Below are 26,840 nucleotides of genomic sequence, written 5' to 3' on the forward strand. Positions count from 1 at the left end.
CCGACATGACCATCACCCAATCGACCCTTCTCGGCGCCGCCGTGCTGGCCGCGCTGGCCTTTTCCGCCCAGGCCCAACCAACCCGGCTCAACGCCCAGGGCGACCGCATCACCGACGAGGCCGTCCATGCCGACCTGTCCGGCTACGAGGCCGTCCAGGGCCGGATCAAGGCGCTCAACGACGCCGGCCTGCCGCTGCGCGACTACCACCTGTCCAAGGCGCAGTGCTGGCTGGACGTGTCGTTCCACGAGTACACCCGCAACGATCGCAGCGCGTTCCCGCAGGAGGCGCTGACCGAGGCGGAGAAGCTGATCGCCGGCATGGAGCAGGGCGTTTCGCCGTTGCCCACCGACACCGCGCTGGTCAACGGCGCCGCCCGCGTGCGCGAGGACCTGTGGCAGCGCCTGCGCGCCCTGCATGGCGGTGCGGGTTTCGAATGCGCGCAGCAGGCCGTGGCCTGCGGCGAGGTGGAACTGGTCCACGCCGGCAACGAATTCAACCAGCAGCAGTGGCGCCATTCCCGGCCCTACATCCAGATCGCCGAGGACTGGGTGGGCGATGCCGAGGCGCTGGCGCGCCAGTGCGGCGCCGGCACGTCCGCGGCCCCGCTGGCAGCGGACGCAACGCCGCGGCAGGTGGCGCTGGTGGCCAACGTGCTGTTCGAGTTCGATCGTTCCGGCCGTGGCGACATCCGCGCCCATTCCCTGCACAGCCTGGACCGTGAACTGGCGCGCCTGCGCGCGGAAGGGCTGGTCCTCACCGGCGTGGAACTGGTCGGCCATGCCGACCGCCTGCAGGGCCGCGGCCACGACCACAACCAGGCGCTGTCCGAACAGCGCGCCCGCACCGTGCGCGATCTGCTGGTGGAGCGCGGCATCCCCGCCGGCCAGGTGAGCTACACGTACAAGGGCGACACCGAACAGGTCCAGTCCTGCACCGGCGTCAGGCCGCAGGCGGCCCTGCGCGAGTGCCTGATCCCCAACCGTCGCGTGGAAGTGCGGCTGCTGGCCCGGCAGGCCGGCTAAGGCCACCTGCGCGTTCCACTCCGGCGCCTGTCCCACTTGCGTGATCAGGCGTGACGGTGGCCGGCGCTGGCCGGATCAGGCATTGCCCGCAAGCGCCTGCCCGCGGTCGATCACCCGATAGCCCAGCGCCTCGCCCAAGTGTGCGGTGGCGATGTCGTCGGCCCCGTCCAGGTCGGCGATGGTGCGCGCCACCCGCAGGATGCGCTGCAGCGAGCGCGCCGACAGTTGCAGCTGCTCGATGGCCTGCTCGAGCAGCCGTTGATCGGCCGGTTGCAGGCGGCACGCCGCCTGCGTCTGCGACTGCCCCAGCCGTGCGTTGAGGCCGCCGCGCCGCATCTGCCGTTCGCGGGCGCGCCCGACGCGCTCGCGCACCGTCGCGCTGGACTCGCCCGGCGGCGCGTCGGGGCGCAGTTCGTGGGCCGGCAGGCGCGGCACCTCGACGTGCAGGTCGATGCGATCCATCAGCGGGCCGGAGATGCGCGCGCGGTAGCGGCGGATCTGCTCCGGGGCGCAGCGGCAGCGCGCGCTGGGATTGCCGGCCCAGCCGCACGGGCACGGGTTCATCGCCGCCACCAACTGGAAGCGCGCGGGGAACTCCGCGCTGCGCGCCGCGCGCGACACCGTGACCACGCCCGATTCGAGCGGCTCGCGCAGCACCTCCAGCGCGCGGCGATCCCACTCGGGCAGTTCATCGAGGAACAGCACGCCGTGGTGCGCCAGCGAGATCTCGCCGGGCCGGGGCTGCGAGCCGCCGCCGACCAGCGCCACTGCGCTGGCGGTATGGTGCGGGCTGCGGTAGGGACGCTGGCGCCAGCGTGCTGGGTCCAGGCCGCGGCCGCTGATCGAGGCGATGGCCGCGCTTTCCAGCGCCTCGGCCTCGCTGGCCTCGGGCAGGATGCCGGGCAGGCGCGAGGCCAGCAGGGTCTTGCCGCAGCCCGGGGAACCGACGAAAAGCAGGTGGTGGCCGCCCGCCGCCGCCACTTCCAGCGCGCGCCTTGCCTGCCGCTGTCCGCGCACGTCGGCCAGATCGGGGCAGGGCGACGCTTCGGCCGCGGGCGCTTGCGCCAGCGGCAGCGTGCGCGCACCGGTGAGCGCGCCGCAGACTTCCAGCAGCGTGCGCGCGGTGCTGGCCTGGCCCTCGCGCGCCAGCGCGGCCTCGGCGCCGTTGCCGGGCGGCACCACCAGCTTGCGACCCGCGCGCGCGGCGGCCAGCGCGGCGGGCAGCACGCCGTCGATGCCGCGCAGTTCGCCGGTCAGGCCCAGTTCGCCGAGGAATTCGCAATCGGCCAGCGCCTCGCGCGGGATCTGCCCGCTGGCGGCGAGGATGCCCAATGCGATCGGCAGGTCGAAGCGGCCGCCGTCCTTGGGCAGGTCGGCCGGCGCCAGGTTGATGGTGATGCGCCGCTGCGGGTATTCGAACTGCGCGCACAGGATGGCCGCGCGCACGCGATCGCGCGATTCGCGCACCGCCGCTTCCGGCAGGCCGACGATGTGGGTGGCCGGCAGCCCGCCGGACAGGTGCACCTCCACCCGTACCGGTGGTGCGGACACGCCCGCCCGTGCACGGCTGTGCACCAGCGCCAGGCTCATGGCGAAGGGATCAGGCTTGCGGGTCGGCCGGCGCCGCGGCTTCCAGCCCGCGCACCGTGGCTTCCAGCGCTTCCAGTTTCTCGCGCGTGCGCAGCAGCACCGCGCGCTGCACGTCGAATTCCTCGCGGGTGACCAAATCCAGCCGCGCCAGCCCGCCCTGCAGCGCGCTCTTGAAGGCCTGCTGCAGTTCCTCGCGCGACTCGCGCAGGCCGGGCGGGACCAGGTCGTTGAGGCGGCGGGCGAGCTCGTCGATGGGATTGAGATCGATCATGGGGATTCTCTACGGGGCGGTGCCGGCAGCGTGCCTGCCGTGGTCGTGGCGGCGCCATCGGGCCGGGCTGCGGCAGCGTGTCGGAAAATTCCCAACCGCGCCGTGGCGCCATTGAACCCGACGCCCGCACGCGGCGCAACCGCGTTATCCTGCCGCCATCCAGCAGGAGGACCGCCGATGAAGATGATCATGGCCATCATCAAGCCGTTCAAGCTCGACGACGTGCGCGAGGCGCTGGCCGAGTCCGGCGTGGCCGGCATCACCGCCACCGAGGTCAAGGGCTTCGGCCGCCAGAAAGGCCATACCGAGCTGTACCGCGGCGCGGAGTACGTGGTCGACTTCCTGCCCAAGGTCAAGCTGGAAGTGGCGGTGACCGACGAGCAGGTCGAAGCGGTGGTGGAAGCCATCGTGCGCGCCGCCGGCACCGGCAAGATCGGCGACGGCAAGGTGTTCGTCTACGACCTGGAGCGGGTGGTGCGCATCCGCACCGGCGAGCTGGACGCCGACGCGCTGTGAGCGTTGCCGCAAGCGACGGTGGCAGACAGGAAAACCCCGCGTCCGTCGCGGGGTTTTCTCCAATGTTGCCCCGGCCGGCTTGGGGAAGGATGCGCGGCGGGCGTTACTCGCCCAGTGCGCGCGCCACGAACGGCGGCGCCACCCGTGCGCCGTCGTGCAGGTGGGCGCTGTAGTACAGGGTGTCGAAGCCCTTGTCCTGCGCGTCGGCCTTGCGGAAGTCGAAGCCGAAGCCGGCGCGCTTGCTGGCCATCGTCACGCTCCACCAGCCGGTCGGATAGCACGGCTGCGGGAACGGCAGCGTCCTGAACGACCGGAAGCCGGCCTTGCCCATCTCCGCGCGCATGTCCTTGATGAGATCCAGCAGCGCCAGCGGCGATTCGGACTGCTGCACCAGCAGGCCGTCGTCCTTCAGCGCGCGGAAGCAGCTCTCGAAGAACGCCTGGTTGAACAGGCCTTCGGCCGGGCCGACCGGGTCGGTGGAATCGACGATCACCACGTCCACGCTGCCCGGCGCGCAGTTGGCCATGTAGGCCACGCCGTCGTCGAACAGCAGTTCGGCGCGCGCATCGCCATTGGATTCGCACAGTTCGGGGAAGTGCTTCTCCGCCATGCGCGTGACCTGCTCGTCGATGTCGCACTGGGTGGCGCTCTCCACGCCCGGGTGCTTGAGCACCTCGCGCAGCGTGCCGCAGTCGCCGCCGCCGATGATCACCACGCGCTTCGGGTCCGGGTGGGTGAACAGCACCGGGTGGCTGATCATCTCGTGGTAGAAGAAGTTGTCGCGGCTGGTCAGCATCATCGCGCCGTCGATGACCATCAGCTTGCCCCAGTCGGTGCTGTCGTAGATCTCGATCTTCTGGAACGGCGACTGCACCTCGTCCAGCTTGCCGGTGATGCGGAAGCCGATGGCCGAGCCGGTGGGCTGGAAGTGCTCGATGTACCAGTTGTCGTGGGTGGTCATGGGCGGTGTCCTGCGGGTGAAGGGTGGAGACTGTTCCCTTCTCCCGACGGGAGAAGGTGGCGCAAAGCGCCGGATGAGGGTACGGCGAGGGCAGCGGCGTTCCGCCATCGCGGACTTCGCCGAACCCTCGCCCAACCCCTCTCCCGGCGGGAGAGGGGCTTCGGCGCGGGCGCGCATTGTAACGGACCCCCATGAGCACAGCCTGTAGAATGCGCGTCCGCGCTGCGGTGGACCCCCGCCGCGGCAATGAAGAACGCGTCGCCACGCGCCAGCCACAGCGAAACAGCCATGACCTCCAGCCGTACCTGGTCTGCCGACCACGCCCGCAAGACCTACTCCATCCCGCACTGGGCGGAAGGGTATTTCGACGTCGACGCCGCCGGCCGCATCGTGGTGTCGCCGCGCGGCGCGCAGGGGCCGGCGATCCCGCTGCCCGAAGTGGTCGACGCCGCGCGCGCCAACGGCGCCAAGCTGCCGCTGCTGGTGCGCTTTTCGGACATCCTCGGCGACCGGCTGGGCAAGCTGCAGGCCGCCTTCGCGCAGGCGCAGGCCGACTGGGACTACGCCGGCGGCTACACCGCGGTCTACCCGATCAAGGTCAACCAGCATCGCGGCGTCGCCGGCACGCTGGCCTCGCACGCGGGCGACGGCTTCGGCCTGGAGGCCGGCAGCAAGCCCGAGCTGATGGCGGTGCTGGCGCTGTCGCGGCCGGGCGGGCTGATCGTCTGCAACGGCTACAAGGATCGCGAATACATCCGCCTGGCGCTGATCGGCCGCAAGCTCGGCCTGCAGACCTTCATCGTCATCGAGAAGCCGTCCGAGCTGGCGCTGGTCATCGAGGAATCGCGCAGGCTGGGCGTCAGGCCCGGCCTGGGCGTGCGCATGCGCCTGGCCACGCTGGGCGCCGGCAAGTGGCAGAACAGCGGCGGCGACAAGGCCAAGTTCGGCCTGTCGCCGCGCCAGGTGCTGGACCTGTGGAAGCAGCTGCGCGAGGCCGGCCTGGAGGACACGCTGGGCCTGCTGCATTTCCACATGGGTTCGCAGATCTCCAACGTGCGCGACATCGCCAACGGCATGCGCGAGGCCACGCGCTACTTCGTCGAGCTGTCCCGCCTGGGCGCGACGATCAGCCACGTCGACGTCGGCGGCGGCCTGGGCATCGACTATGAGGGCACGCGCTCGCGCAGCTACTGCTCGATCAACTACGGCATCAACCAGTACGCCAGCAACATCGTCCAGCCGCTGGCCGAGGCCTGCGAGCAGCACGGCCTGGCGCCGCCGCGCATCGTCACCGAGTGCGGCCGCGCGATGACCGCGCACCACGCCGTGCTCGTGGTCAACGTGTCGGAGGTCGAGCAGGCGCCGGAAGGCCGCGTGCCGCCCGCGCACGACGACGAACCGGCGGTGATCCGCCACCTGCGCGAGATCCACGGCGAGCTGGATACGCGCCCGGCGGTGGAACTGTTCCACGAGGCCCAGCACCACCACAGCGAAGGCCTGTCGCTGTACGCGCTGGGCCAGATCGACCTGGTCCACCGCGCGCGCATCGACGACCTGTTCTACGCCATCGCCCACGCCGTGCGCGGCCGCCTGAGCAGCGACGAGCGCAGCCACCGCGACCTGCTGGACGAACTCAACGAGCGCTTGGTCGACAAGTACTTCGTCAACTTCAGCGTGTTCGAATCGATCCCCGACGTGTGGGCGATCGACCAGGTGTTCCCGATCCTGCCGATCGAACGCCTGGACGAGGCGCCGGCTCGCCGCGGCATCATCGCCGACATGACCTGCGATTCGGACGGCATGGTCAAGACCTACGTCGAGAACGAGGGCCTGGACAGTTCGCTGCCGCTGCATGCGCTGAAGCCGGGCGAGAGCTACCGGCTCGGCATCTTCCTGGTCGGCGCCTACCAGGAGATCCTCGGCGACATCCACAACCTGTTCGGCGACACCGACGCGGTCGAGGTCAGCGTCGACGGCGATGGCTACCGCATCGCCCAGCAGCGCCGCGGCGACACCACCGACGTGATGCTGGACTACGTCGGCTACCGGCTCGACGACCTGCGCGCGGCGTACCGCCAGCGCGTGGCCGCCGCCCACCTGCCGGCCGCGCAAGCCGCCGAACTGGATGCCGCGCTGGAAGCCGGCCTGACCGGCTACACCTACCTGTCGGACGAGCCGCTGGGCTGAGCGCGGCCGGGGCCGCTTCCGGCCTCGGCCAGGCACCGGTGGGCGTGTCGATGCCGGGCAATGCGGTTGCGAATCAGCCACGCCCGCAGGCGCGACCCGGCGTAGCATGGCCTCCGACGGGCGCCTGCCCGGGCCATCCACTGCGGGATCCGCCATGAACGCCGCCGTCACTTCGCGCTATGCGCCCACCCTGCGCCGCCTGCACTGGCTGATGGCGCTGCTGATCCTGGCGGCCTACCTGCTGATCGAGCAGCGTGGCCTGTTCCCGCGCGGCAGTGCGGGCCGGGCGGCGATGGTGCAGGGGCATTTCTGGGCCGGCATCGCCGTGTTCGTGCTGGTGTGGTGGCGCCTGCTCGGCCGTCGCCGGCACGGCGCGCCGCCGGTGACGCCGCCGCTGGATCGCCACAGCGCGCTGGTGGCCGGGCTGGCGCATCTGGCGCTGTATGCCTTCTTCATCGTGATGCCGCTGCTGGGCCTGGCCACCGCCTGGAGCGACGGCAAGCAGGTCCTGGTTCCGTTCACCGGGGTGGCCCTGCCGGCGCTGCTGCCGGGGAACGAGGCGCTGGCGCACACGCTGGAGGATCTGCACGGTCGCATCGGCGAGATCTTCTACTGGATCATCGGCCTGCACGTGCTGGCGGCGATCTGGCACCACGCCTTCCGCCGTGACGACACCCTGAAGCGGATGCTGTAGGCGACGGCGCCCGCGCAGGGGCGCCGCCTGCCGCGTCGGTTACATGTGCGAGTCGTGCAGGGCGCCGCCGCGCAGGTCCACCATGTCCTTGGTGACCTCGCCGAAGGCCAGCACCTGGCCGCCGTGCTCGCCGGCGAAGGCCTCGGCGTCGGCGCGCTGGGCGAAGCTGGCGAAGGTCGGCCCCATCGAGCCGTGCACCTTGCTGCCGTGCACGTAGAACGCGGCCTTGGCGTCGATCCAGTGGCCGCGGGGTTCTTCCCAGTCGGCCTGGCCCATGTCCTGCACGTAGACGGCGCGGACCGCGCGCGCCTGTTCGCCGGCCAGCAGGGTATTGAACAGCTCCACCGTATCGCAGAAGAACTCCGGCTGTTCCTGGCCGGCGTAGTGGATCTGCGCCTTCGGGCCGGGGTAGTCGGCCAGCAGCATGCCGTCGAGCACGCAGGCGGTGCCGGTTTCGATTTCGGCCGGCGCCAGCGTCGCGGTCTGGGCGGATTTTTCGCCACAGCCGGCCAGCAGGGCGGCGGCGGTCAGGCCCAGCGACAGGGCGCGGGTACGGAAGGCGGGCATCATGGTTTGAATCTCCAGTTGGCCAAGGCGAGCGGTACGACGATCCAGGCCAGCATCACGCCGCCCATCGTCAGCGGATTGCCCAGCGACTCGGGAACGACGCTGGCCAGCCCGTAGAGGGTGCGGACGTCCTCCAGCGAGAATACGTTGAGGATGCGGTAGACGTCGGTGGGATTGAACAGCAGCAGCCAGGCGAAGGCATCGCCGGCGAACTGGCCGCCGGTGGCCACCAGCACGCCCAGCAGCACCAGATCGAACACCAGCACGAACAGGAACCAGGTGGCGATGGCCAGCCCGGAGGCGCGGGTGCGCTCGCGCGCCAGCACCGAAATCAGCACCGCCATGCTGAGGAAGGCCAGCCCCAGCAGCACCGAGCTGAGCACGAAGCCGCTGTAGTGGAACAGCGCATTGGCGCTCATGTGCCGCCACAGCAGCACCGCGACCACGCCGAAGCCGGCTACGGTGGACAGGGTCAGCGCCAGCGCCAGTCCCAGGTACTTGCCCAGCAGCAGTTCCAGCCGGGTGATCGGCAGGGCCAGCAGCAGCGCCAGCGAGCCGCGCTCGCGCTCGCCGACGATGGCGTCGAAGCCCAGCAGCAGGGCGATCAGCGGGATCAGGTAGATGACCAGGCTGACCAGGCTGGCGATGGTGAACTCGATCGAATGGAAGCCGACCTGGCCTTGCTGGGCGCCGCCGAAGTAGGCGATGACCAGCGAGAACAGGGTGAACACCAGGGCGATGGCCAGCACCCAGCGGTTGCGCATGCGGTCGCGGAATTCCTTGGCGGCGACGGTGAGGATCGGGGTCAGTTCCATGGCGACATCAGTCCGAGATACCGAAGAACATGTCTTCGAGCGAGGGCTCCTGCAGGCGCAGGTCGTGTGCGCCCAGCGGCGCCAGCGCGGCCAGCAGGGCCATCTTGCGTTCGCGCGGGCAGAGCAGGCGCAGGCCGCCGGGCAGCGCCTCGGGCTGCACGCCGGTGGCCTCGCGCAATGCCTGCGCGGCGGCCTCGCGGCCGGCCTCGGGCAGGTCGATCTCCACGATCAGCGGCAGCCCGGTGCGCTCGCGCAGCGCCTGCACGCTGCCCACCGCCTGCAGCCGGCCGGAAGCGAGGATGGCCAGCCGGTCCACCCGCTCCTGCAGTTCGGCCAGGATGTGCGAGGTGATGACGATGGTGACCCCGGTGGCCTTCAGCGCCTGCAACTGGGCGTAGAAGTCGCGGATGGCCTGCGGATCCAGGCCATTGGTCGGCTCGTCGAGGAACAGCACGCGCGGTTTGCCCAGCAGCGCCTGGGCAAAGCCCAGGCGCTGGCGCATGCCCTTGGAATATTCGCGCACCGGGCGCTTGCCGGCGTGTTCCAGGCCCACCCGCGCCAGCATCGCCGGGCAGTCGGCCAGCGGCGCGCCCTTCAGGCGGGCGAAGAAGCGCAGCGTCTCCAGTCCGTCCAGGTTGTCGTACAGCACCACGTTCTCGGGCAGGTAGCCCAGTTGCCGGCGCAGCGCGCGGAAGCCGCGCCCGCCGATGGGCGCACCGCCGATGTGGATGCTGCCGGTGCTGAGTTGCTCCAGCCCCAGCATCAGCTTGAACAGGGTGCTCTTGCCGGCGCCGTTGTGGCCGATCAGGCCGAAGATCTCGCCCTGCGGGATGTCCAGGTCGACGCCATCGACGGCGCGCAGCGCGCCGTAGTGCTTGTGCACCCCGCGCAGCGCGATGGTGATGCCGTCACTGGCCGGGGAAACGTTTGCCACGCCATTCGCTCCAGTCTTCGTGTCCGGGCCGCATGCGGGGATGGGGATCCACCACCGAAGGCGCCCGCAGGATCGGGAATTGCCTGCCCACCAGCCGCAGCGCCTGCACCGCCGGGCTGGCCAGCAGCATCTTGACGCCGGGATGGCGGAAGGTCAGGCGGTCGACGATGTCGTTGGCCTCGTAGGGCACGTCGCCCTGGCCGTTGCCGTCGCGGTCCCAGCCCAGGTAGTTGCTCCAGTGGTTGCCGCTGTTCGCGCCCCACACCTCGTCGCGCGCGCCGACGTAGCGGACCTGCTCGTGGTTGGAGATGAAGTCGTTGCCCTCCACCTCGTTGCGGGTGGAGCCGGCCGACAGGTGCACGCCGACCATGTTGTCGATCACCAGGTTGCCGTTGAGCTTGATGTATTCGACGTCGTAGATGAAGAAGCCGCGGGTGTTGCCGGCGACGATGTTGTCGGAGATCTCCGAGTCGTACAGCGTGCGCAGCATGATGCCGTGGTCGGAATTGCCCCAGGCGCGGTTGCCGCGCACCACCTGGTTGCGCACTTCCATCAGCGCCAGGCCGCCGCGGTTGTAGTAGGTGTCGTTGTCCTCCCACAGGTTGTGGTAGGAGTTCATGTAGTGGGTGCCGTAGCGGCTGTGGTGCAGCCGGTTGCCGCGGAACACCGCGTTGTGCGAGACGTCCACGTACAACGCGTCGCGCACGAAGCTGATGTTGTTGTTGAAGATGCGCGCGCGCTGGGTGTTGTAGAGCTGGATGCCGTTGCCGCGCTGCGGGCTGGCGTATTCGCGCTTGCCGGTGATGAGGTTGTGCTCGATCAGCACGTCGTCGGCCTTCTCGATCCACAGCCCGAACAGGTTGTAGGTCAGGTCGCAATGGCGCACCACCGCGCGGTGCGCGCCCGGGTACAGGTAGATGCCGGCGTTCTGCTCCTTCAGGCTGTCGCCGGAGTCGCGCACGATCAGCCCCTCGATCACCACGTCCGGCGAGGTCACCCGGATGGTGTCGCCCCGGTTGCCGCCGCTGAGGGTGGGGCGGTCGATGCCGCGCAGGGTCAGCGGCTTGTCGATCAGCAGGTTGACGCGGTACTTGCCGCGCGCGATCTCGATCACGTCGCCGGCCTGCGCCGCCGCCACCGCGGCGGCCAGGTCGCCGCCGCGGTCGACCCGGAGGGTGGCGGCCTGCGCGGTTGCGCACAATGCAAGCAGCGCGAGCAGCAGGCTGCCGCCGATGGCACGGATCATGGGATGAACAACCCCAGCGATTTCAGCAGCAGGAACAGGGCGGCACCGATCATCAGGTTCTTGAAGGCGACGTAGCTGATCATGTCGAAAACGCCGGCATTGCGATAGTGGTCGCGCCACCACGGGCCGTCCTTGACGTAGCGGCGACCCGACAGCCGGATCAGCACCTCGTACAGGCTCCAGCCGAACCACCAGCCGATGATCGCGCCCGAGGACAGGTGCCCCAGCGCCGCCATGATCCAGGCCGCGCTGACCGCCAGCGCCAGCGCCAGGCCGGCGACCTGCAGCCCGCGCCGGTTGCGCCAGCCGCTGCGGCTCCACGGCCACAGGTGGTCGCGCAGTTCCAGCCAGATCCAGGCCAGCAGGCCGACGTCGTGCTTGTGCGCCGGTAGCGTGGGATCGGTGGGCATGCGCGGATCCGGGCCGGCCACCGCCTTGGGCAGCACCTGATCCTGCACCGTCTCGCCGGGCAGCGGCTCGAAATAGCCGTCGTCGCGGATCAGGGTCAGCGGCAGGCTCTTGCGCTCGCGGCGCTTGCGCTCCCGCGCCAGCGGCGGGCAGCCGCCAGTGTCGGTGTAGAGGATCATGCAGTCCAGGCAGTGCAGGCATTCGCGATGGTCGATGCGGCCGTCGGCGTCGATGGCCTGGGCGCCGCAGCCCACCGCGCAGGCCTTGCAGCTGTTGCAGTCCTGCTTGCGCTTGAGGCCGAACCAGCGGAACGTGCTGGGGATGGCCAGCGAGGCGCCCAGCGGGCACAGGTACTTGCAGAACGGCCGCTCGATGAAGATCGACAGCCCCAGCAGCACCGCCAGGAACAGCGCGTAGGGCCAGGTGCGGTTGGTGACGCCGACCAGGAAGGTGGTCTTGAACGGCTCGACCTCGGACAGCTTCTCGGCCAGGCCCATCGAGAACAGCGACACCGCCAGCAGGCCGAAGAAGATCGCGTACTTGAGCCACTTCAGGCGGTCGTGCCACTTCTGCGGCAGCTGGGTCTGGAAGCGCTTCAGGCCGATCTTCCGCGCCACCTTGTAGATCGCCTCGGAAAGCGAGCCGAACGGGCACATCCAGCCGCAGAACAGGCCGCGGCCGAACAGGAACACGGTGACGATGATGAAGATCCAGAACAGGAAGATGTACGGATCGGTGAGGAACAGCGGCCACGACCACTGGAACAGGATCGAGTGGAACCAGGTCAGCACCTGGGTGATCGACGGCTGCGCCATCAGCCCGAAGCCGACCAGGAAGATGCTCACCGCCCAGAAGAAGTACTTGAAGCCGTTGACCGGCCACTTGTTCTTGTGGGTGGACAGGCGGGTCAGCCGCTCGCGCAGCGCGTAGACCACCGTCACCGCCACCAGCAGCAGCGCGAACAGGCCGATCTTCAGCGGCTGGCTCTTCCAGATCCGCACCCACGGCGCGCTGGCCTCCTGCACCCTGGGGCGGCCGCCTTCCAGCATCGCCGCCGGCAGCCAGTACTTGGACTCGAACACGGCGAAGCTGCGGTGGCCGGTGGCGCGATCGACGCGGTTGCCGAGGAAGGCCAGCTTCCACGGATAGGCGGCCGAGAACGAGGGCGAGCGGATGATGAAGATGGACGACTCGGTGTAGCGCGGCGCGCCCTCGGCTTCCAGTCCGTACAGGTTGAGCGCGTCCAGGTCGCGGAAGGTGAAAGAGTCGGCGCCCTGCTTGACCTGCACGCGGTCGTAGATGCCGCCGCGCACGAAGCCCGAGCCCTTGAACGATTCGGCGCCGCCGGTGCGGATGACGAACAGCGCGCTTTCGTCCTCGTCCAGCGTGGCGTGCAGGCGGTCGTAGCCGGCGTCGCCGAGCAGGCTGCGGCCCACGTCGGGCTGGTTCAGATCGCCGAACCACAGTTCGATGAACGGTTCCGGCCCGCGCGGCAGGCCGACCTGCTCGGGCCGCACCTGCAGGCGCTGGACCACGCCCAGCTTGACCAGCTCGGCCCAGCCATAGCGCTTGCCGGTGTCGACGAAGCGGGCCGGCTCGCGCACGGTGGGGGCGATGATGCCGGTCTGGCGGGCCACCGCCGAGCCGGACATCATCACCACCTGGTTCTGCGCCACCACGGTGACGGTGGCGCCGGAAATGGCGTCCAGGCCGATCACGTTCTCGTCCGGGCGGGAAGGACCGACCTCGATGATGTCGGCGACCAACTTGCCCAGGTATTGATCGTTGAACGCGGTCAGCGCCGACTCGGGGATGCCCAGCAGCAGGATCGGCTCGGAATGCTTGAGCACCTTGACGCCGACGAAGCGGCCCTCGGTGTCCATGCCGATGAGGGTGATCACCGGCTTGCCCGAATAGGCCGGGATGTCGGTGATGTCGGTGGACAGCATGACGTAGCCCAGCAGCTTCTTCTGCGGGCCGTCGTTGTCGTAGGCTTCGACGTAGGGCGGCTGGCCCTTGCGAGGGGAGAAATGGGTGGCGCCCGGGAAGACGTCCGTGCAGCGGATCAGCGCGCACATGTCCGGCGCGGTGGCCAGGTTGGCCGGAAGCTCGGCCTCGTAGGTATCGGTCTTTTGGGCACGTGCCGGCAGCGAGGCCAGACCGAGGATCAGGACGGCCAGGAAGACCAGGAACCGGGTACCGGGAGCGGGCATTGCATCACATCCAGGACAAGGCAGGCGCTGCGCGTACGCAGCGCCTGCGAGGAGAGGGTGTTTAGCCCTCGACGATCATGCGCGTACGCATCTCCAGGTGCAGCGCATGGCAGAAGTGGGTGCAGTAGCCCCAGAACACGCCAACCTGGTCGGCCACGAAGGTCACCGACTTGGTTTCCAGCGGGTTGACGATGAAGTTGATGTTGTAGTTCGGAATCGCGAAGCCGTGGGTCAGGTCCTCGATCTTGTCCAGGTTGGTCAGGATCAGGGTGACCACGTCGCCCTTCTTCACCTTGAACTCGCGCATGCTGAACGCCGGCGCCTGCGAGGTCAGCTTGACCGTGACCTTGTTGCCGTCGCGGAACACGCCCGATTCCTTCGGATCCTTGACCGCGTTGGGGAAGTCGTCCAGCGCGTACACCTGCACGGGCTTGACCAATTCACGCTTGAAGATGATGAAGTCGTGCGGTTCGCCGCGCACCGGGTGATCGGCCAGCAGCACCATCTTGTCGCCGGAGATGTCGATCAGCTGCTCGTTCTCGGCGTGCAGCGGGCCCACCGGCAGGAAGCGGTCCTTGGAGAACTTGCAGCCCACCGCCAGGTACTTGCCGTCGGCGGCGATGGTCTCGGACTGCGAGGCGTTGATGTGGCCCGGCTGGTAGTGCACGTCGATGCGGTCCACCACGTACTGCGCGTTCTTGTCGCCGTTGTGGAAGGCGATCGCCTTCTCGATGTTCCACTTGACCACCTGGCTGTCGAGGAACAGCGTGGTGTAGGCGTTGCCGCGGCCGTCGAAGGCGGTGTGCAGCGGGCCCAGGCCCACCTCGACCTCGGCCACGATGGCGTCGTCGAGCTTCTCCATCTTGCCGTCGAACCATTCCAGCACCTTGGCCAGCTCGATGGTGGTGACGGTGGGCGAGAGCTTGCCGGCGCAGATGAAGTACTTCTGGTCCGGGCTGGCGTTGACGCCGTGCGGGTTCTTGGGCACCGAGACGTAGGCGGTGAGCGCGGTCTTCGGATCCTTGTTGGACTCGCGGGTGCCGTCGACCACCGGGACCTTGGAGTCGCCGATGGTGGTGAACTTGCCGGCCTTGACCGCCTCTTCGATGCGGGCGATGTTGAAGAACAGGCAGGCGTCGCGCTCGGCGGACATCATGTCCTCGTAGCGCGCGCCCATCTCGATGTTGTACTGGTTGGTCGCCGCCAGCTTGCCGTCGAACGAACTGGCCACCAGGTCGCAGTTGCCGTCGATCAGCACCTGCCAGCGCACTTCCATCGTCTCGGCGTCGACGCAGGTGAACAGCGAGCGGTACTTGGTCTCGTCCTCGATGCCGGCATTGGGCAGCGGGATGGCGAACTCGCCGCCGCAGAACACGCGGGTGGTGTAGTTGATCGCCGGATCCACCGGGTCGCGCTTGTCCGGGAAGATGCCGTGGAAGCCCTGCACGTTGGGCAACTGGGTGATCTTGTCGCAGACGAAGTAGTCCAGGCGGATGCGCGCCAGGCGGCTGTTGATCTTGTCGTTGATCCAGGCGTAGCGGCCGTCGTAGTTGCCGTCCTTGTAGGAGGCGTGCGTGTGGTGGGTATCGCCCACGGTGTAGCGCAGCGAGCCGTCGGGCTTGGTGCCCATGACCGCCTTGGATTCATTGGTGATGCCCCAGCCCACCAGCGCGTCGGGCACGAAGCAGGGGATGCGCAGCAGCTCGCGGCCCGAAGGCAGGCCGAGCACGCGCATGTCGCCGGTGTGGCCGCCGCTCCACAGGCCGTAGTAGGTGTCGAGTTCGCCCGGCTTCAGATGCACGCCGGCGTCGGCTGCACCGCCGGCCGCCTTGCTGCCATTGCTGCCCGCCGCCGCCGGGGCGGACTTGTCGTCGCACGCGGCCACGCCCAGGGTCAGGCCGACCAGGGCGGTGGTGTTGATGAATTGACGACGGCTCATGCCGGAGGCGTTTGAACCGGAGTCGTCCTTCATGTCATTCATGATTGGCCCCTTTCGAATTGTCTGCATAATGTGGACGGATTCCCACGGCGCCAGTCTGACGCGGTTGGAAGCCCGCCGACTTGATTCAAATCAACCCGGATGCGCAGACCGGCAATTACACTGGCTGCGTGGGCGGTAACCCGGTCTGCTTTGTTTTTCCTTTTCAACCAATCTTCCGGATTTCGATAGCGAGGGCCATTCGATGAAGCTGATTTCCCTGACCGCGACGCTGGCGGCTACCCTGCTGCTCGCCGCTTGTGGCGGCAACCAAGACTCTGCCCCCGCCACCGGGGAAACCGCTCCGGCGGCCGAGGCTCCGGCGCAGGCTGCTCCTGCCGAGGCGCCGGCCGCCGCGGCCGCGGAAGCGGCTCCGGCCGTGGCCGCCGCGGATGAGGCCGGCAAGAAGGTCTATGGCGCCACCTGTGCGCTGTGCCATGCCAGCGGCCTGGCCGGCGCGCCCATGCCCAGCGACAAGGACGCCTGGGCCGCACGCGTCGCGCAGGGCAAGGACACGCTGTACAAGCACGCCATCGAGGGCTACACCGGCGAAGCCGGCGTGATGCCGGCCAAGGGCGGCAACCCCTCGCTCAGCGACGAGGACGTGAAGGCCGCCGTGGATTACATGTTGAACCAGTCGTAGGCAATCGCGAGGGCAGCAGCCATGAACGATACCCGGCAAGCAGGACAATGGTCGCGGCGGCGTTTCGTCATGGCGCTGCCCCTGCTGGGCGCGCTGCCTTGGGTCGCGCACGCCGGTGGCACCGCCGCCGGCCCGCAGCGCGACCGCCGCATGCTCATGGGCACGCAGGTGGACATCGTCGCCGACGGCGCCGATGCCCGGCTGCTGGGTGCGGCCATGTCCGCGGCCTTCGCCGAGATGCTGCGCCTTGAAGCATTGATGAGCCGCTACCGCGGGGACAGCGTCGTCCGCCGCATCGGCGTGGCGGCGGGACGCCAGCCGGTGGCGGTCCCGGCCGAAGTGATGGCGGTGCTGCAGGCCGCCCGGCGCGTGCACCGCGACAGCCAGGGCGCATTCGACCCGACCGTCGGCGCGCTGTCCGGCTGGCAATTCGAGCCCGGTCATGAGGCCATGCCCACGGCGGCGGACATCGCCGGTGCGCTGCGCCACGTCGGCGCGCAGCACCTGCAACTGGATGCCGCGGCGGGCACCGCCTTCCTCGAACGCCCCGGCATGGCCCTGGACCTGGGCGGCATCGCCAAATTGCCGATCCTGGCCGCCGGCCTGCACGTGCTGGAACGCGAAGGCGTGCGCAATGCGCTGATCAACGGCGGCGGCGACGTGCTGGCCATCGGCCGCCTCGCCGGCCGTCCCTGGCGGGTGGGCGTGCGCGATCCGCGCGCGCCGGCCAGGCTGCTGGGAACCCTTGAAATCGACGGCCGCGGCGTGGTCGCCTCCTCGGGCGACTACGAGCGCGGCTTCGTCCGCGATGGCCGGCGTCTCCACCACGTGCTGGATCCGCGGACCGGCTGGCCCACCACCGGCGTGCGCGGAGTGACCCTGCTGGCGCGCGACGTTGCGCCGGTCAACGGCTGGGGCACCGCGCTGATGGTGCAGGGACCGGCCGCCGCGCCCGCCTGGAGCCAGCGCCATCCCGAAGCGCAACTGCTGGTCGCCGGCAGCGACGGCACGGTCTGGCAATCGCCCGGGATGCGGGCCGCGCTCAAGCCGGCATAGGCAGGCGCAGCGCCTGCACAGGCTACCCGGGACCGTGCAGAGCCGGGCTCGCCCGGCTCAGGGTCGCCACATTCGATGCGGAAAGCGCAGGGGCCGGAACCGCTCCGCCCTGCGCGTGGATCCGTTGATCAGCCGCGATGCACCTGGAAGCCGGCGAAGGACTGGCTGGTCGGCATCAGTTCGAGCCGATTGATGTTCAGGTGCGGCGGCAGGCCCGCGACCCAGAGGAGGGTCTCGGCGATGTCCTCGGCGGTCATCGGGCTGGCGCCGCCGTAGAGCTTGTCGGAGGCGGCCTGGTCGCCATGCGTGCGCACCAGGGTGAACTCGGTCTCGGCCATGCCCGGTTCGATGGCGGTCACGCGCACGCCGGTGCCGTGCAGGTCGCTGCGCAGGCCCAGCGAGAACTGGCTGACGAACGCCTTGGTGCCGCCGTAGGCGTTGCCGCCGGGATACGGATAGACGCCGGCCACCGAGCTGATGTTGATGATCGCGCCGCGGCGCGCGACCAGGCGCGGCAGCAGGTGATGGGTCAGCGTCACCAGCGCGGTGACGTTGGTGTCGATCATCGTGCGCCAGTCGTCCAGCGAGGCCTGCTGCGCCGGCAACGTGCCCAGCGCCAGGCCGGCGTTGTTGACCAGCAGGTCGAGGTCGGCGAAGCCGGCCGGCAGCGCATCGAGTGCGGCGCGCATCGCGTCGGCGTCGCGCACGTCGAACACCGCCGGATGCACGTTGGCTTCGCCCAGTTCCCCGGCCAGCGCCTGCAGCCGCTCGGCGCGGCGGCCGGTGGCGACCACGCGCCAGCCCGCCTGCACGAAGCGCCGCGCGGCGGCGGCGCCGAAGCCGGAGGTGGCGCCGGTGATCAGGGCGGTGCGTTCGCTCATGGGAAGGATCTGGAAGTGCGGGAAAGTCGCCATTGCCACAGCGCCGCGCCCGCCGCCGCGGCGGCCGCGGCCGCCGCGACGCCGGCCAGGATGCCCGGCAGGTTGAAGCGCGCGGCGCGCGCGAGGTGGTGGGGCAGCGTGCCCTGTTCCAGGGTGGCGTTCAGCCGCGCCAGCACCAGCAGCGTCACCAGCCACAGCAGCAGCTGGATCACCACCGCCACGCCGGCGAAGCGGTAGCCGCCGATGCCGCCGCCAAGTCCCATCGCCAGCAGCGTGGCGACCAGCGCGGACACCTGCACCAACCCGGCCCGCGTCTGCCAGCCCAGCTCGGTGAAGCCGGGGAACTGCGCGAACAGCAGCGACAGCAGCCATTGCGCGGCCACCGCGGCCGCGGCGGCGATGATCAGGCGCTGCGTCGGCGTGCGCGCGCTCATTGCGCCTTGATCGCCATCGCCGGCAGGCCGCCGTCGGCGAGCTTCCGCTTGGCCTCGGCCAGTTCGCCGGCGCTGCCGTAGGGCCCCATCCGCACGCGATAGACCGTCTTGCCGCCGATCTGCGCCGACTCCACGCGCGCACCCAGGCCCAGCATCGCGATCTTGGCCTTGGTCGCCTCGGCATCGCCGGAGGCGCCGAACGCGCCGGCCTGGAGGATGTAGCGCGCGCCGTCGCTGCTGCCGGCGGCCGCCGCTGCCGGTGCGGAAGCCGCGGGTGCGGGCGCATCCGCGGTCGCCACCACCGGCGCGGTCGCCGGCGGCGTGGCGGGCGCGGTCGCCGGTGTTTCGGGGAGCGGATCCGGCTGCGGGCGATCCAGCGCCTCGACGGTGGTGCCGGTCAGCGCCGCGCGGGCGCGACGGGCTTCCTCCTCGCGCGCGCTGGCCGCCAGCTCGGCGTCGGACATGCGCACTTCCTTGCCCGGCAGCAGGGTGTAGAAGTCGTACTGCGTCCCGCGCGCAGGCTCGGCGTCGGCCGGCGTTGCCGGGGCATCGCCGGGGACGACCGCTTCCACGTCGGCCTCGCTGATCGGCGCCGGCCGCGCGTCGGGGTTGGGCTGCGGCCGCAGCGGGTTGAAGTCGCCATCGTTCCTGAAGATGAAGAACGCGCCCAGCCCGATCAGCAGCCCCAGGATCAGCCACACCCACGCCGGGGTGGGGTGGGAACCGGTATTGCGCCGGGCCTGGCTCTTGCCGCGTCTTGCCGCCATCTGGGGGTTACTCCGATTACATCCGTTCCGGCGCGCCGACGCCGAGCAGTTCCAGGCCGTTGGCCAGCGCCTGCCGCGTGGCCTGCGCCAGCGCCAGGCGCGCGTCGCGCAGCGCGGCATCCTCGACCAGCACCGGCGTGCCGGCGTACCACGTGTGGAAAGCATAGGCCAACTCGCGCAGGTATTGCGCGATCAGGTGCGGCTCGAGCAGCTGGCCGGCGGCTTCCACCACTTCCGGGTAGCGCGACAGCTCGACCATCAGCGGCAGCGAGGTTTCCGCGTCGAGCAGCGGCAGGTGGTTCAGGCCGTTGCCCTCGTCGTAGGCATAGCCCTTCTCGGCCGCCTGGCGCAGCAGGCTGCACACGCGCGCGTGCGCGTATTGCACGTAGAACACCGGGTTGTCGTTGCTCTGCTGGCGCGCCAGGTCGATGTCGAAGGTCAGCTGCGAATCGGGCTTGCGCGCGATCAGGAACCAGCGCGTCGCGTCGCGCCCGGCTTCCTCGATCAGGTCGCGCAGGGTGAAGTAGCTGCCGGCGCGCTTGGACAGCTTCACCTCTTCGCCGCCGCGCATCACCGTGACCATCTGGTGCAGCACGTATTCCGGATAGCCGGCCGGGATGCCGGCGTCCAGCGCCTGCAGGCCGGCCTTCACCCGCGCCAGCGAGCCGTGGTGGTCGGCGCCCAGTTCGGTGATCGCGCGCTCGTAGCCGCGCTGCCACTTGCTCAGGTGGTAGGCCACATCCGGCACGAAGTAGGTGTAGCTGCCGTCGGACTTGCGCATGACGCGGTCCTTGTCGTCGCCGAAGTCGGTGGACTTCAGCCACAGCGCGCCGCCTTCCTCGTAGGTGTGGCCGGAGGCGACCAGCCGCCGCACCGTTTCCTCGACCTTGTCGTCGGCGTACAGCGAGCTTTCCAGGTAGTAGGTGTCGAACGACACGCCGAACGCTTCCAGGTCCAGGTTCTGCTCGCGGCGCAGGTAGGCCACGGCGAAGCGGCGGATCGCGTCCAGATCCTGCGGATCCTTCGCGCCGGCGACGGTGTGGCCTTCCACCTCGACCGACTCGCCGGCCAGGTAGGCCTGCGCCACGTCGGCGATGTAGTCGCCGCGGTAGCCGTCCTGCGGCCAGCCTTCGCCGTCGGGGACGATGCCCAGCGCGCGCGCCTGGGTGGACCTGGCCAGGTTGTCGATCTGCACGCCGGCGTCGTTGTAGTAGAACTCGCGCCGGGCGTTCCAGCCGTTGGCGGCCAGCACGCGGGCGATGCAGTCGCCGATCGCGCCGGCGCGGCCGTGGCCCACGTGCAGCGGGCCGGTCGGATTGGCCGAGACGTACTCGACCCCGACCGTGCGCCCGCCGCCGCTGTCGTTGCGCCCGTAGGCCGCGCCCTGGCGCAGCGCGGTGGCGACCTCGCGCTGGTAGGCGGCCGGCGACAGGTGGAAGTTGATGAAGCCCGGCCCGGCGATCTCCACCTTCAGCACGTCGTCGCTGGCCGGCAGCGCGGCGACCAGCGCGGTGGCGATGGCGCGCGGATTGCTCCGCGCGGCCTTGGCCAGCAGCATCGCCGCGTTGGTGGCGAAGTCGCCGTGCTCGCGGGTCTTGGGACGCTCGACGACGAAGTCCGGCGTGGCGGCGTCGGCCGGCAGCGTGCCGGCTTCGCGCAGGGCGTCGATGGCGCGGGCGATCAGGGCGCGTAGGGAGGCTTTCACGAAAGGTCTGCAACGGGGGCGCGTAACGCGGAACCGGCGATTTTAGCCCAGCCCCGCGCGCAAATCCGGTCGAATCGCGCCGGCCGGTTCAGACCCAGCCGCGCGCGGCCAGCGATACCGGCGCGCCGTCGCCGACGACGAAGTGATCCAGCAGCCGCACCTCGACCAGCGCCAGCGCCTGCTTGAGCCGCACGGTGACCGCGCGATCGGCGGCCGACGGCTCGGCGCAGCCGGACGGGTGGTTGTGGCCGACGATGACCGCCGCGGCGTTGAGCGCCAGCGCCCGCCGCACCACCTCGCGCGGGTGCACCTCGGCGCTGTCGACGGTGCCGCGGAACAGTTCCTCGAAGGCCAGCGCGCGGTGGCGGGTGTCGAGGAACAGCGCGGCGAACACTTCCTGTGGCTGCCCGCGCAAGCGCTGGGCGAAGTAGCGGCCGGCCGAGGACGCGTCGGTCAGCGCCGCGCCGCGTTCCAGCGCGGCCGCCAGGTGGCGGTTGCCCAGTTCCAGCGCCGCCGCCAGCAGGCAGGCCCGCGCCGGTCCCAGCCCCGGCAGTTGCGACAGCTGGCCCGGCGGGCGTTCCAGCAGCGCGCGCAGCGGGCCATGCGCGCCGAGCAGCTCCCGCGCCGTGGCCACCGCGTCGCGGCCGCGCAGGCCGGAGCCGAGGAAGATCGCCAGCAGTTCGGCGTCCGACAGCGCGCCGGCGCCGTGGCGCAGCAGCTTTTCCCGGGGGCGTTCCCCGACAGGCCAATCGCGTATATGCATGTGCCCACTGTGCATCAGCGCCGCGGCCGCACGGATCGGGACGCGCAAGGGCATCGGGTAAGCTAACCGCCTGTCAGGCCGTAGGAATATCCCGAGTGAGCGCATCCCCGCCCGCCTCCCCGCTGCACGGCCAGCGCATCCTGTTGTGCGTGGGCGGCGGCATCGCCGCCTACAAGTCGCTGGAACTGGTGCGTCGGCTGCGCGAGGCCGGCGCGCAGGTGCAGGTCGCGATGACCGCCGGCGCGCAGCAGTTCGTCACCCCGCTGAGCTTCCAGGCGCTGTCCGGCCAGCCGACCCGCACCACCCTGTGGGACGATGGCGCCGAGCAGGCGATGGGCCACCTGGAGCTGGCCCGCTGGGCCGACCGCGTGGTGGTCGCGCCGGCCACCGCCGACCTGCTGGCCCGGCTGGCGCACGGCATGGCCGACGATCTGGTCGCCACCCTGTGCCTGGCCACCGAGGCGCCGCTGACGCTGTGCCCGGCGATGAACCACCGCATGTGGCGACACCCGGCCACTCAGGCCAACGTCGCCGTGCTGGCCCAGCGCGGCGCGCAGGTGCTCGGCCCCGAGGACGGCCCGCTGGCCGAGGGCGAATCCGGCCCGGGCCGGCTGACCGAGCCGGCTGCCATCGTGGCCGCGCTCGCCGGCGCGGCCGCGCCGGCCGATCCCGGCGACGGCGCGCTGGCCGGGCTGAAGGTCGTCGTCAGCGCCGGCCCGACCTACGAGGACCTGGACCCGGTGCGCTACCTGGGCAACCGCAGCAGCGGCAAGATGGGTTTCGCCGTGGCCGCCAGCGCCGCGCGCCGCGGCGCCGAGGTGGTTCTGGTCGCCGGCCCGGTGAGCCTGCCGACGCCGCCGGGCGTGCGCCGGGTGGACGTGCGCTCGGCAGCGCAGATGCGCGAGGCGGTGTTCGCCGCGTTCCCGGCCGACCTCTACATCGGCGCGGCGGCGGTGGCCGACTACACGCCGCGCGAACCGGCCGCCAACAAGATCAAGAAGTCCAGCGAATCGCTGGCGCTGGACCTGGTGCGCACGCCGGACATCCTGGCCGAGGTGGCCGCGCAGACCACCCACGGGCTGAAGCTAGTGGTCGGCTTCGCCGCGGAGACCGAGAAGGTCGCCGAATACGCGCGCGGCAAGCTGGCCGCCAAGCGGCTGGACATGATCGTCGCCAACCGCGTCGGCATCGCCGACGGCGGCTTCGAGAGCGACACCAATGCGATGACCGCGTACTGGAAGGACGGCGAGCGCGCCTTCCCGTCCGCCCCCAAGACCCGGTTGGCCGATGCGCTGGTCGACCTGATCGCGGAGCGCCTGCAGGCATGACGACCCCGGCCCGCACCATCGAGGTGAAACTGCTGGATCCGCGCTTCGGCCAGGAATGGCCGCTGCCGGCCTACGCCACCGAGGCCAGCGCCGGGCTGGACCTGCGCGCGGCGCTGGAAACGCCGCTGACCCTGCAACCGGGCGACACCGCGCTGGTTCCCAGCGGCATCGCCGTGCACCTGGCCGATCCGCAGCTGTGCGCGATGGTGCTGCCGCGCTCGGGGCTGGGCCACCGGCACGGCATCGTGCTGGGCAACGGCACCGGCCTGATCGACGCCGACTACCAGGGGCCGCTGCTGATCAGCGTGTGGAACCGCGGCCACGAGGCGTTCACCCTCCAGCCCGGCGACCGCATCGCCCAGCTGGTCGTGCTGCCGATCGTGCGCGCCAGCCTGCAAGTGGTGGATACTTTCGCCGACAGCGCGCGCGGCGCGGGCGGCTTCGGCCATACCGGCGTGCGCTGACAGGGGACAACAGGGACAGCTATGAGCAAACTGCAGCTTCAGCTCGGGGATACACGTCGTGCGCTGCCGATGCTGGCGGCGCTGCTGGGCCTGCTGGCCCTGTGGCTGGGATGGACCGGCGTGCAGCAGTGGCGCGACAACGCGCTGCTGGCCCAGGTCGAGCGCCACCGCAATGCGGCGGCCGTCGCCGTCGACACCGCCTACCAGGCGCAGGCCAGGGAACTGGCCGATCGGCTGGCCACGGCGCCGGCGCAGGCGGCGCTGGCCGCCGGCGACGATTCGGCGCTGGCCGGGGTGCTGCAGCAGGGCTGGGCGGGCGTCGAGCGCATCGACGTGCTGCCGGCGACGCTGGAGGCGGCGTATGCCGATCCGGCCGCGTTCGGCTACAGCAAGCTGTCGCTGCTGGAAGCGGCGATGCACGAGGACAAGGTGGTCGCCCGCGTGGTCAGGGATGAAGGCCAGCCGTATTTCGGCCTGGCCGCGCCGGTCGACGGGCGCGTCGTCTACGTGCGCCAGCCGCTGGCGCACCTGACCGCCGGCTTCGATCAGCTGCAACTGCCGGCCAAGGGCTACATGGCCCTGCGCCAGGACAGCTACAACGTCAGCGAGAAGGGCAGCCGCAGCCTGTCCAGCGGCGCCGAGAGCATGGCCCGCGCCGTCGGCAAGACCGGCCTGCGCATCGCCGCGGCGGTGCCCGACGGCACTTCCGGCGTGCTGGGGCTGGGCGCCATCGCCAGCCTCATCGCGGCGGTCGTGCTGGCCGTGCTCGCGGTACTGGCATTGCTGATGGCCAGGGGCAGGCTGGCGCTGCCGCGGCTGGGCAAGGCGGCGGGCGAGGAGGCCGGCGACGAGCCGACCCTGGGCCAGGCGTTGCAGCGCGAGCCGCTGCCGGTCGCGCCGGTGCGCGAGAAGAAGCCGCGCGTGGCCGCCAGCCTCGACGAGGCCGAGGAGATCGACATCGATCCGGGCATCTTCCGCGCCTACGACATCCGCGGCATCGTCGGCCAGTCGCTCAGTCGCCAGGTCGCCGAGAAGATCGGCCAGGCCATCGGCAGCGTGATGCACGAGGAGGACCTGACCGACATCGTGGTCGGCCGCGACGGCCGGCTGTCCGGCCCGGACCTGGTCGATGGCCTGATCACCGGCCTGCGCCGGGCCGGCCGCAACGTCATCGACATCGGCCTGGCGCCGACGCCGCTGGCCTATTTCGGCGCCTACCACCTGCGCACCGGCAGCTGCGTGGCGGTAACCGGCAGCCACAACCCGCCCGACTACAACGGCTTCAAGATCGTGGTCGGCGGCCAGACCCTGTCCGGCGACGCCATCACCGACCTGTACGATCGCATCCGCGATCGCCGCCTGCACGTGGCCGACGTCCACGGCGGCCTGCAGCAGCGCGAGATCGCCGGCGACTACGTCCAGCGCATCGCCGACGACGTGCAGCTGGATCGCCCGCTCAAGGTCGTCGTCGACGCCGGCAACGGCGTGGCCGGCGAGATCGCCCCGCGCCTGCTGGAGGCCATCGGCGCCGAGGTCATCCCGCTGTACTGCGACGTCGACGGCACCTTCCCCAACCACCATCCGGACCCGAGCGAGCCGCACAACCTTGAGGATCTGATCCAGACGGTCAAGCGCTTCGACGCCGACATCGGCCTGGCCTTCGACGGCGACGGCGATCGCCTCGGCGTGGTGACCCGGGAAGGCGCGATCATCTACCCGGATCGGCTGCTGATGCTGTTCGCCGCCGACGTGCTGGAGCGCAACCCCGGCGCGCTGATCATCTACGACGTCAAGTGCACCGGGAAGCTGCAGGGCTGGGTGCTGCGCCACGGCGGCACGCCGATGATGTGGAAGACCGGCCACTCGCTGATCAAGGCCAAGATGCGCGAGGCCGGCGCCGAGCTGGCCGGCGAGATGAGCGGGCATTTCTTCTTCCAGGAGCGCTGGTACGGCTTCGACGACGGCCTGTATTCGGCCGCGCGCCTGCTGGAAATCCTCGCCATCCGCGCCGAATCGCCGTCGGAAACGCTCGCCGCCCTGCCCGACGGCGTTTCCACGCCGGAGATCAAGGTGCCGGTCGAAAGCGGCACGCCGCACGCGCTGGTCGAGCGCTTCGTCCAGCACGCCAGCTTCGAGGGCGCGCGCATCTCCACCATCGACGGCCTGCGCGCCGACTGGGACGACGGCTGGGGCCTGCTGCGCGCCTCCAACACCACGCCGATCCTGGTGTTGCGCTTCGAGGCCGACAACGAGGCCGTGCTCAAGCGCATCCAGGACGAGTTCCGCATCCAGCTCATCGCCGCCGCGCCGGGCGTCAAGCCGACGTTCTGAGGACGGTTCCCGTCGTCCCCGCGAAGGCGGGGACCCAGCGACTTCAGGCAGTGGATCCCCGCCTGACCAGGCATTCGCCTGTCGGAAACCGCGGGGATGACGGAAGTGCCATGTACTGAAACGAAATGCTCCAGCCCTCCCTTCTCCCGCATGCGGGAGAAGGGTAGGGGTGAGGGCATGCGGCCAGGGCGATGCCGCAACCGTCAGGCAGCGATGCACATGCCAGATCCGATGCGCAGCAAGGCGGTCACGAAGTGACGCCAGCGCACCCGGCGTGCCCGCCCACCGGGACGCGGAAACCCGCTGCGGCGGCTACTGCCGGTTGGGCGTGGACGCGACCGCCGGAGCATCTGGCGCGGCCGCCGCGGCGCCGTCCGCCGGCGTGGCGCCTTCCGGCGCGATCAGGCCCTTCATCGTCCGGTAGCGCCGCAGGATGTCGGCGATCTCGACGTCGAGATCGGCGCGCTGGGTCTCGAAGCTGGCCTGCAACTGCCGCTGGCGCAGCAGCTCGGCATGGCGCAGGCGGATGTTGCCGCGCATCTCGCTGCTCACCGCCTGGCCGGACAGCTCGCGGTCGCCGGCCGCGCGCAGCAGGCTCACCAGCCCCTCGCGCAGGCTGACGACGTTGTAGCGCGCGGTCTGCACGTTGTTGTCGACCAGCGCGGTGCGCTCGGTGAACACCCGGCGCAGTTCTTCCTCGTTGCGGTAGGACATCAGCATCGCCTCGTCGGTGCGGCGGCGCATCTCCGCGGCGGCCTTGTCCAGCGCGCGCTGGGCGGCCTCGACCGCGGCCACGGCGCGCTCCTCCTCGGTCAGCACGCGATCGACCTCGCCGGTGCGCAGGCCGCTCTTGGCGCTGATCTCCTCGCGCGCGTAGTTGATCGCTTCCGGCGGCAGCGCGTCGCTGCACACGCGCTGGCCGTCCTGGTTCCAGCAATAGAGCTTCTTCGGCTGCGCCGGGGCCTTGCCGCTGCTGCTGCGCTGCGCCAGCGCCGCCGGCGCCAGCGCGAGCAATGCCACGGCCAGCCAAGGTAGATGGTTCGGTCTCATCGCAGCCCCCTGC

The 26,840-nt window shown here is 70.4% G+C and carries 24 protein-coding genes; 9 read left to right on the forward strand and 15 right to left on the reverse strand.

What is annotated here, in order from left to right; translation table 11 throughout:
* The first annotated feature begins 5 nt into the window (after positions 1–5).
* Positions 6–1,025 (forward strand): OmpA family protein, encoded by a 1,020-nt coding sequence (locus tag AAG688_RS02550; RefSeq protein WP_411833802.1) that lies wholly within the window; start codon positions 6–8, stop codon positions 1,023–1,025.
* A gap of 75 nt (positions 1,026–1,100) precedes the next feature.
* Here the strand turns inward: AAG688_RS02550 and AAG688_RS02555 are convergent, their stop codons facing one another.
* Both AAG688_RS02555 and ubiK read right to left on the reverse strand, forming a co-directional pair.
* Positions 1,101–2,615, reverse strand: a complete 1,515-nt coding sequence (locus AAG688_RS02555; protein ID WP_411833803.1) for a YifB family Mg chelatase-like AAA ATPase — start codon at positions 2,613–2,615, stop codon at positions 1,101–1,103.
* 10 nt (positions 2,616–2,625) lie between these two features.
* The gene (gene ubiK / locus AAG688_RS02560) at positions 2,626–2,886 is read right to left on the reverse strand and encodes a ubiquinone biosynthesis accessory factor UbiK (RefSeq protein ID WP_411833804.1); all 261 of its coding nucleotides are present in this window, start codon (positions 2,884–2,886) and stop codon (positions 2,626–2,628) included.
* 177 nt (positions 2,887–3,063) lie between these two features.
* Between ubiK and AAG688_RS02565 the strand changes: the two genes are divergently transcribed.
* Positions 3,064–3,402, forward strand: a complete 339-nt coding sequence (locus AAG688_RS02565) for a P-II family nitrogen regulator (protein WP_411833805.1) — start codon at positions 3,064–3,066, stop codon at positions 3,400–3,402.
* Positions 3,403–3,505: 103 nt separating this feature from the next.
* Here AAG688_RS02565 and speE read toward each other — a convergent pair whose 3' ends face one another.
* On the reverse strand, positions 3,506–4,363 hold the full coding sequence (gene speE / locus AAG688_RS02570; protein WP_411833806.1) for a polyamine aminopropyltransferase: 858 nt from the start codon (positions 4,361–4,363) through the stop codon (positions 3,506–3,508).
* Between the two features lie 288 nt (positions 4,364–4,651).
* Here speE and speA point away from each other — a divergent pair, with 288 nt between their 5' ends.
* Both speA and AAG688_RS02580 read left to right on the forward strand, forming a co-directional pair.
* Positions 4,652–6,550, forward strand: a complete 1,899-nt coding sequence (gene speA, locus AAG688_RS02575) for an arginine decarboxylase (protein ID WP_411833807.1) — start codon at positions 4,652–4,654, stop codon at positions 6,548–6,550.
* Between the two features lie 154 nt (positions 6,551–6,704).
* Entirely contained in the window at positions 6,705–7,244 is a 540-nt protein-coding gene (locus AAG688_RS02580; RefSeq protein WP_411833808.1) for a cytochrome b, read from the forward strand.
* Positions 7,245–7,283: 39 nt separating this feature from the next.
* Here the strand turns inward: AAG688_RS02580 and AAG688_RS02585 are convergent, their stop codons facing one another.
* The 6 genes from AAG688_RS02585 to nosZ form a co-directional block, all read right to left on the reverse strand.
* Positions 7,284–7,814 (reverse strand): nitrous oxide reductase accessory protein NosL, encoded by a 531-nt coding sequence (locus AAG688_RS02585; protein ID WP_411833809.1) that lies wholly within the window; start codon positions 7,812–7,814, stop codon positions 7,284–7,286.
* On the reverse strand, positions 7,811–8,626 hold the full coding sequence (locus AAG688_RS02590; protein ID WP_411833810.1) for an ABC transporter permease: 816 nt from the start codon (positions 8,624–8,626) through the stop codon (positions 7,811–7,813). Before AAG688_RS02590 ends, AAG688_RS02585 begins: the two co-directional genes overlap by 4 nt.
* A 7-nt stretch (positions 8,627–8,633) precedes the next feature.
* On the reverse strand, positions 8,634–9,560 hold the full coding sequence (locus tag AAG688_RS02595; protein ID WP_411833811.1) for an ABC transporter ATP-binding protein: 927 nt from the start codon (positions 9,558–9,560) through the stop codon (positions 8,634–8,636).
* Positions 9,535–10,806 (reverse strand): nitrous oxide reductase family maturation protein NosD, encoded by a 1,272-nt coding sequence (locus AAG688_RS02600; RefSeq protein ID WP_411833812.1) that lies wholly within the window; start codon positions 10,804–10,806, stop codon positions 9,535–9,537. Before AAG688_RS02600 ends, AAG688_RS02595 begins: the two co-directional genes overlap by 26 nt.
* Positions 10,803–13,427: a 4Fe-4S binding protein gene (locus tag AAG688_RS02605; RefSeq protein ID WP_411833813.1), complete on the reverse strand. Its 2,625-nt coding sequence runs from the start codon at positions 13,425–13,427 to the stop codon at positions 10,803–10,805. Before AAG688_RS02605 ends, AAG688_RS02600 begins: the two co-directional genes overlap by 4 nt.
* A gap of 61 nt (positions 13,428–13,488) precedes the next feature.
* On the reverse strand, positions 13,489–15,408 hold the full coding sequence (gene nosZ, locus AAG688_RS02610) for a TAT-dependent nitrous-oxide reductase (RefSeq protein ID WP_411833814.1): 1,920 nt from the start codon (positions 15,406–15,408) through the stop codon (positions 13,489–13,491).
* A 202-nt stretch (positions 15,409–15,610) separates the two neighbouring features.
* On the opposite strand from nosZ, the gene AAG688_RS02615 reads away from it, so the two are divergent.
* Both AAG688_RS02615 and AAG688_RS02620 read left to right on the forward strand, forming a co-directional pair.
* Positions 15,611–16,048, forward strand: a complete 438-nt coding sequence (locus tag AAG688_RS02615; protein ID WP_411833815.1) for a c-type cytochrome — start codon at positions 15,611–15,613, stop codon at positions 16,046–16,048.
* Positions 16,049–16,117: 69 nt separating this feature from the next.
* Positions 16,118–17,104 (forward strand): FAD:protein FMN transferase, encoded by a 987-nt coding sequence (locus AAG688_RS02620; RefSeq protein WP_411833816.1) that lies wholly within the window; start codon positions 16,118–16,120, stop codon positions 17,102–17,104.
* A gap of 128 nt (positions 17,105–17,232) precedes the next feature.
* Here the strand turns inward: AAG688_RS02620 and AAG688_RS02625 are convergent, their stop codons facing one another.
* The 5 genes from AAG688_RS02625 to radC all read right to left on the reverse strand — a co-directional run bounded on the left by AAG688_RS02625 (position 17,233) and on the right by radC (position 21,654).
* The gene (locus tag AAG688_RS02625; RefSeq protein ID WP_411833817.1) at positions 17,233–17,985 is read right to left on the reverse strand and encodes an SDR family oxidoreductase; all 753 of its coding nucleotides are present in this window, start codon (positions 17,983–17,985) and stop codon (positions 17,233–17,235) included.
* Positions 17,982–18,419 carry a hypothetical protein gene (locus AAG688_RS02630; RefSeq protein ID WP_411833818.1) on the reverse strand — a complete coding sequence of 146 codons (438 nt, stop codon included), beginning with the start codon at positions 18,417–18,419 and terminating at the stop codon, positions 17,982–17,984. The genes AAG688_RS02625 and AAG688_RS02630 overlap by 4 nt, the downstream gene beginning before the upstream one ends.
* Complete coding sequence (locus AAG688_RS02635) at positions 18,416–19,186, reverse strand: SPOR domain-containing protein (RefSeq protein ID WP_411833819.1); 771 nt, start codon at positions 19,184–19,186, stop codon at positions 18,416–18,418. The genes AAG688_RS02630 and AAG688_RS02635 overlap by 4 nt, the downstream gene beginning before the upstream one ends.
* Positions 19,187–19,202: 16 nt before the next feature.
* Positions 19,203–20,891, reverse strand: coding sequence for an arginine--tRNA ligase (gene argS, locus AAG688_RS02640; RefSeq protein WP_411833820.1), 1,689 nt, complete (start codon positions 20,889–20,891; stop codon positions 19,203–19,205).
* Between the two features lie 88 nt (positions 20,892–20,979).
* Entirely contained in the window at positions 20,980–21,654 is a 675-nt protein-coding gene (gene radC / locus AAG688_RS02645) for a RadC family protein (RefSeq protein ID WP_411833821.1), read from the reverse strand.
* Positions 21,655–21,749: 95 nt separating this feature from the next.
* On the opposite strand from radC, the gene coaBC reads away from it, so the two are divergent.
* Genes coaBC through AAG688_RS02660 form a run of 3 tightly spaced genes read left to right on the forward strand, consistent with a single transcriptional unit; the run spans position 21,750 to position 25,777 of the window.
* Complete coding sequence (coaBC, locus tag AAG688_RS02650; protein ID WP_411833822.1) at positions 21,750–22,982, forward strand: bifunctional phosphopantothenoylcysteine decarboxylase/phosphopantothenate--cysteine ligase CoaBC; 1,233 nt, start codon at positions 21,750–21,752, stop codon at positions 22,980–22,982.
* Positions 22,979–23,446: a dUTP diphosphatase gene (gene dut / locus AAG688_RS02655; RefSeq protein WP_411833823.1), complete on the forward strand. Its 468-nt coding sequence runs from the start codon at positions 22,979–22,981 to the stop codon at positions 23,444–23,446. Before coaBC ends, dut begins: the two co-directional genes overlap by 4 nt.
* A gap of 21 nt (positions 23,447–23,467) precedes the next feature.
* Positions 23,468–25,777 carry a phosphomannomutase/phosphoglucomutase gene (locus AAG688_RS02660; protein WP_411833824.1) on the forward strand — a complete coding sequence of 770 codons (2,310 nt, stop codon included), beginning with the start codon at positions 23,468–23,470 and terminating at the stop codon, positions 25,775–25,777.
* A 312-nt stretch (positions 25,778–26,089) separates the two neighbouring features.
* On the opposite strand, the gene AAG688_RS02665 is transcribed toward AAG688_RS02660, so the two are convergent.
* Entirely contained in the window at positions 26,090–26,827 is a 738-nt protein-coding gene (locus tag AAG688_RS02665; RefSeq protein ID WP_411833825.1) for a hypothetical protein, read from the reverse strand.
* Positions 26,828–26,840: the final 13 nt, after the last annotated feature.

It is taken from the genome of Pseudoxanthomonas mexicana, assembly GCF_046736355.1.
Lineage (GTDB): Bacteria > Pseudomonadota > Gammaproteobacteria > Xanthomonadales > Xanthomonadaceae > Pseudoxanthomonas_A > Pseudoxanthomonas_A mexicana_B.

Excerpts from the sequence above, each read along its gene's own strand:
- AAG688_RS02580 (WP_411833808.1), top strand. The coding sequence starts at position 6,705 with ATGAACGCCGCCGTCACTTCGCGCTATGCGCCCACCCTGCGCCGCCTG.
- AAG688_RS02585 (WP_411833809.1), bottom strand. The coding sequence starts at position 7,814 with ATGATGCCCGCCTTCCGTACCCGCGCCCTGTCGCTGGGCCTGACCGCC.
- nosZ (WP_411833814.1), bottom strand. The coding sequence starts at position 15,408 with ATGAATGACATGAAGGACGACTCCGGTTCAAACGCCTCCGGCATGAGC.
- AAG688_RS02635 (WP_411833819.1), bottom strand. The coding sequence starts at position 19,186 with ATGGCGGCAAGACGCGGCAAGAGCCAGGCCCGGCGCAATACCGGTTCC.
- radC (WP_411833821.1), bottom strand. The coding sequence starts at position 21,654 with ATGCATATACGCGATTGGCCTGTCGGGGAACGCCCCCGGGAAAAGCTG.
- speA (WP_411833807.1), top strand. The coding sequence starts at position 4,652 with ATGACCTCCAGCCGTACCTGGTCTGCCGACCACGCCCGCAAGACCTAC.
- AAG688_RS02630 (WP_411833818.1), bottom strand. The coding sequence starts at position 18,419 with ATGAGCGCGCGCACGCCGACGCAGCGCCTGATCATCGCCGCCGCGGCC.
- AAG688_RS02590 (WP_411833810.1), bottom strand. The coding sequence starts at position 8,626 with ATGGAACTGACCCCGATCCTCACCGTCGCCGCCAAGGAATTCCGCGAC.
- speE (WP_411833806.1), bottom strand. The coding sequence starts at position 4,363 with ATGACCACCCACGACAACTGGTACATCGAGCACTTCCAGCCCACCGGC.
- AAG688_RS02665 (WP_411833825.1), bottom strand. The coding sequence starts at position 26,827 with ATGAGACCGAACCATCTACCTTGGCTGGCCGTGGCATTGCTCGCGCTG.
- ubiK (WP_411833804.1), bottom strand. The coding sequence starts at position 2,886 with ATGATCGATCTCAATCCCATCGACGAGCTCGCCCGCCGCCTCAACGAC.
- dut (WP_411833823.1), top strand. The coding sequence starts at position 22,979 with ATGACGACCCCGGCCCGCACCATCGAGGTGAAACTGCTGGATCCGCGC.
- AAG688_RS02565 (WP_411833805.1), top strand. The coding sequence starts at position 3,064 with ATGAAGATGATCATGGCCATCATCAAGCCGTTCAAGCTCGACGACGTG.
- AAG688_RS02620 (WP_411833816.1), top strand. The coding sequence starts at position 16,118 with ATGGCGCTGCCCCTGCTGGGCGCGCTGCCTTGGGTCGCGCACGCCGGT.
- AAG688_RS02605 (WP_411833813.1), bottom strand. The coding sequence starts at position 13,427 with ATGCCCGCTCCCGGTACCCGGTTCCTGGTCTTCCTGGCCGTCCTGATC.
- AAG688_RS02550 (WP_411833802.1), top strand. The coding sequence starts at position 6 with ATGACCATCACCCAATCGACCCTTCTCGGCGCCGCCGTGCTGGCCGCG.
- AAG688_RS02555 (WP_411833803.1), bottom strand. The coding sequence starts at position 2,615 with ATGAGCCTGGCGCTGGTGCACAGCCGTGCACGGGCGGGCGTGTCCGCA.
- AAG688_RS02615 (WP_411833815.1), top strand. The coding sequence starts at position 15,611 with ATGAAGCTGATTTCCCTGACCGCGACGCTGGCGGCTACCCTGCTGCTC.
- AAG688_RS02660 (WP_411833824.1), top strand. The coding sequence starts at position 23,468 with ATGAGCAAACTGCAGCTTCAGCTCGGGGATACACGTCGTGCGCTGCCG.
- AAG688_RS02625 (WP_411833817.1), bottom strand. The coding sequence starts at position 17,985 with ATGAGCGAACGCACCGCCCTGATCACCGGCGCCACCTCCGGCTTCGGC.
- AAG688_RS02600 (WP_411833812.1), bottom strand. The coding sequence starts at position 10,806 with ATGATCCGTGCCATCGGCGGCAGCCTGCTGCTCGCGCTGCTTGCATTG.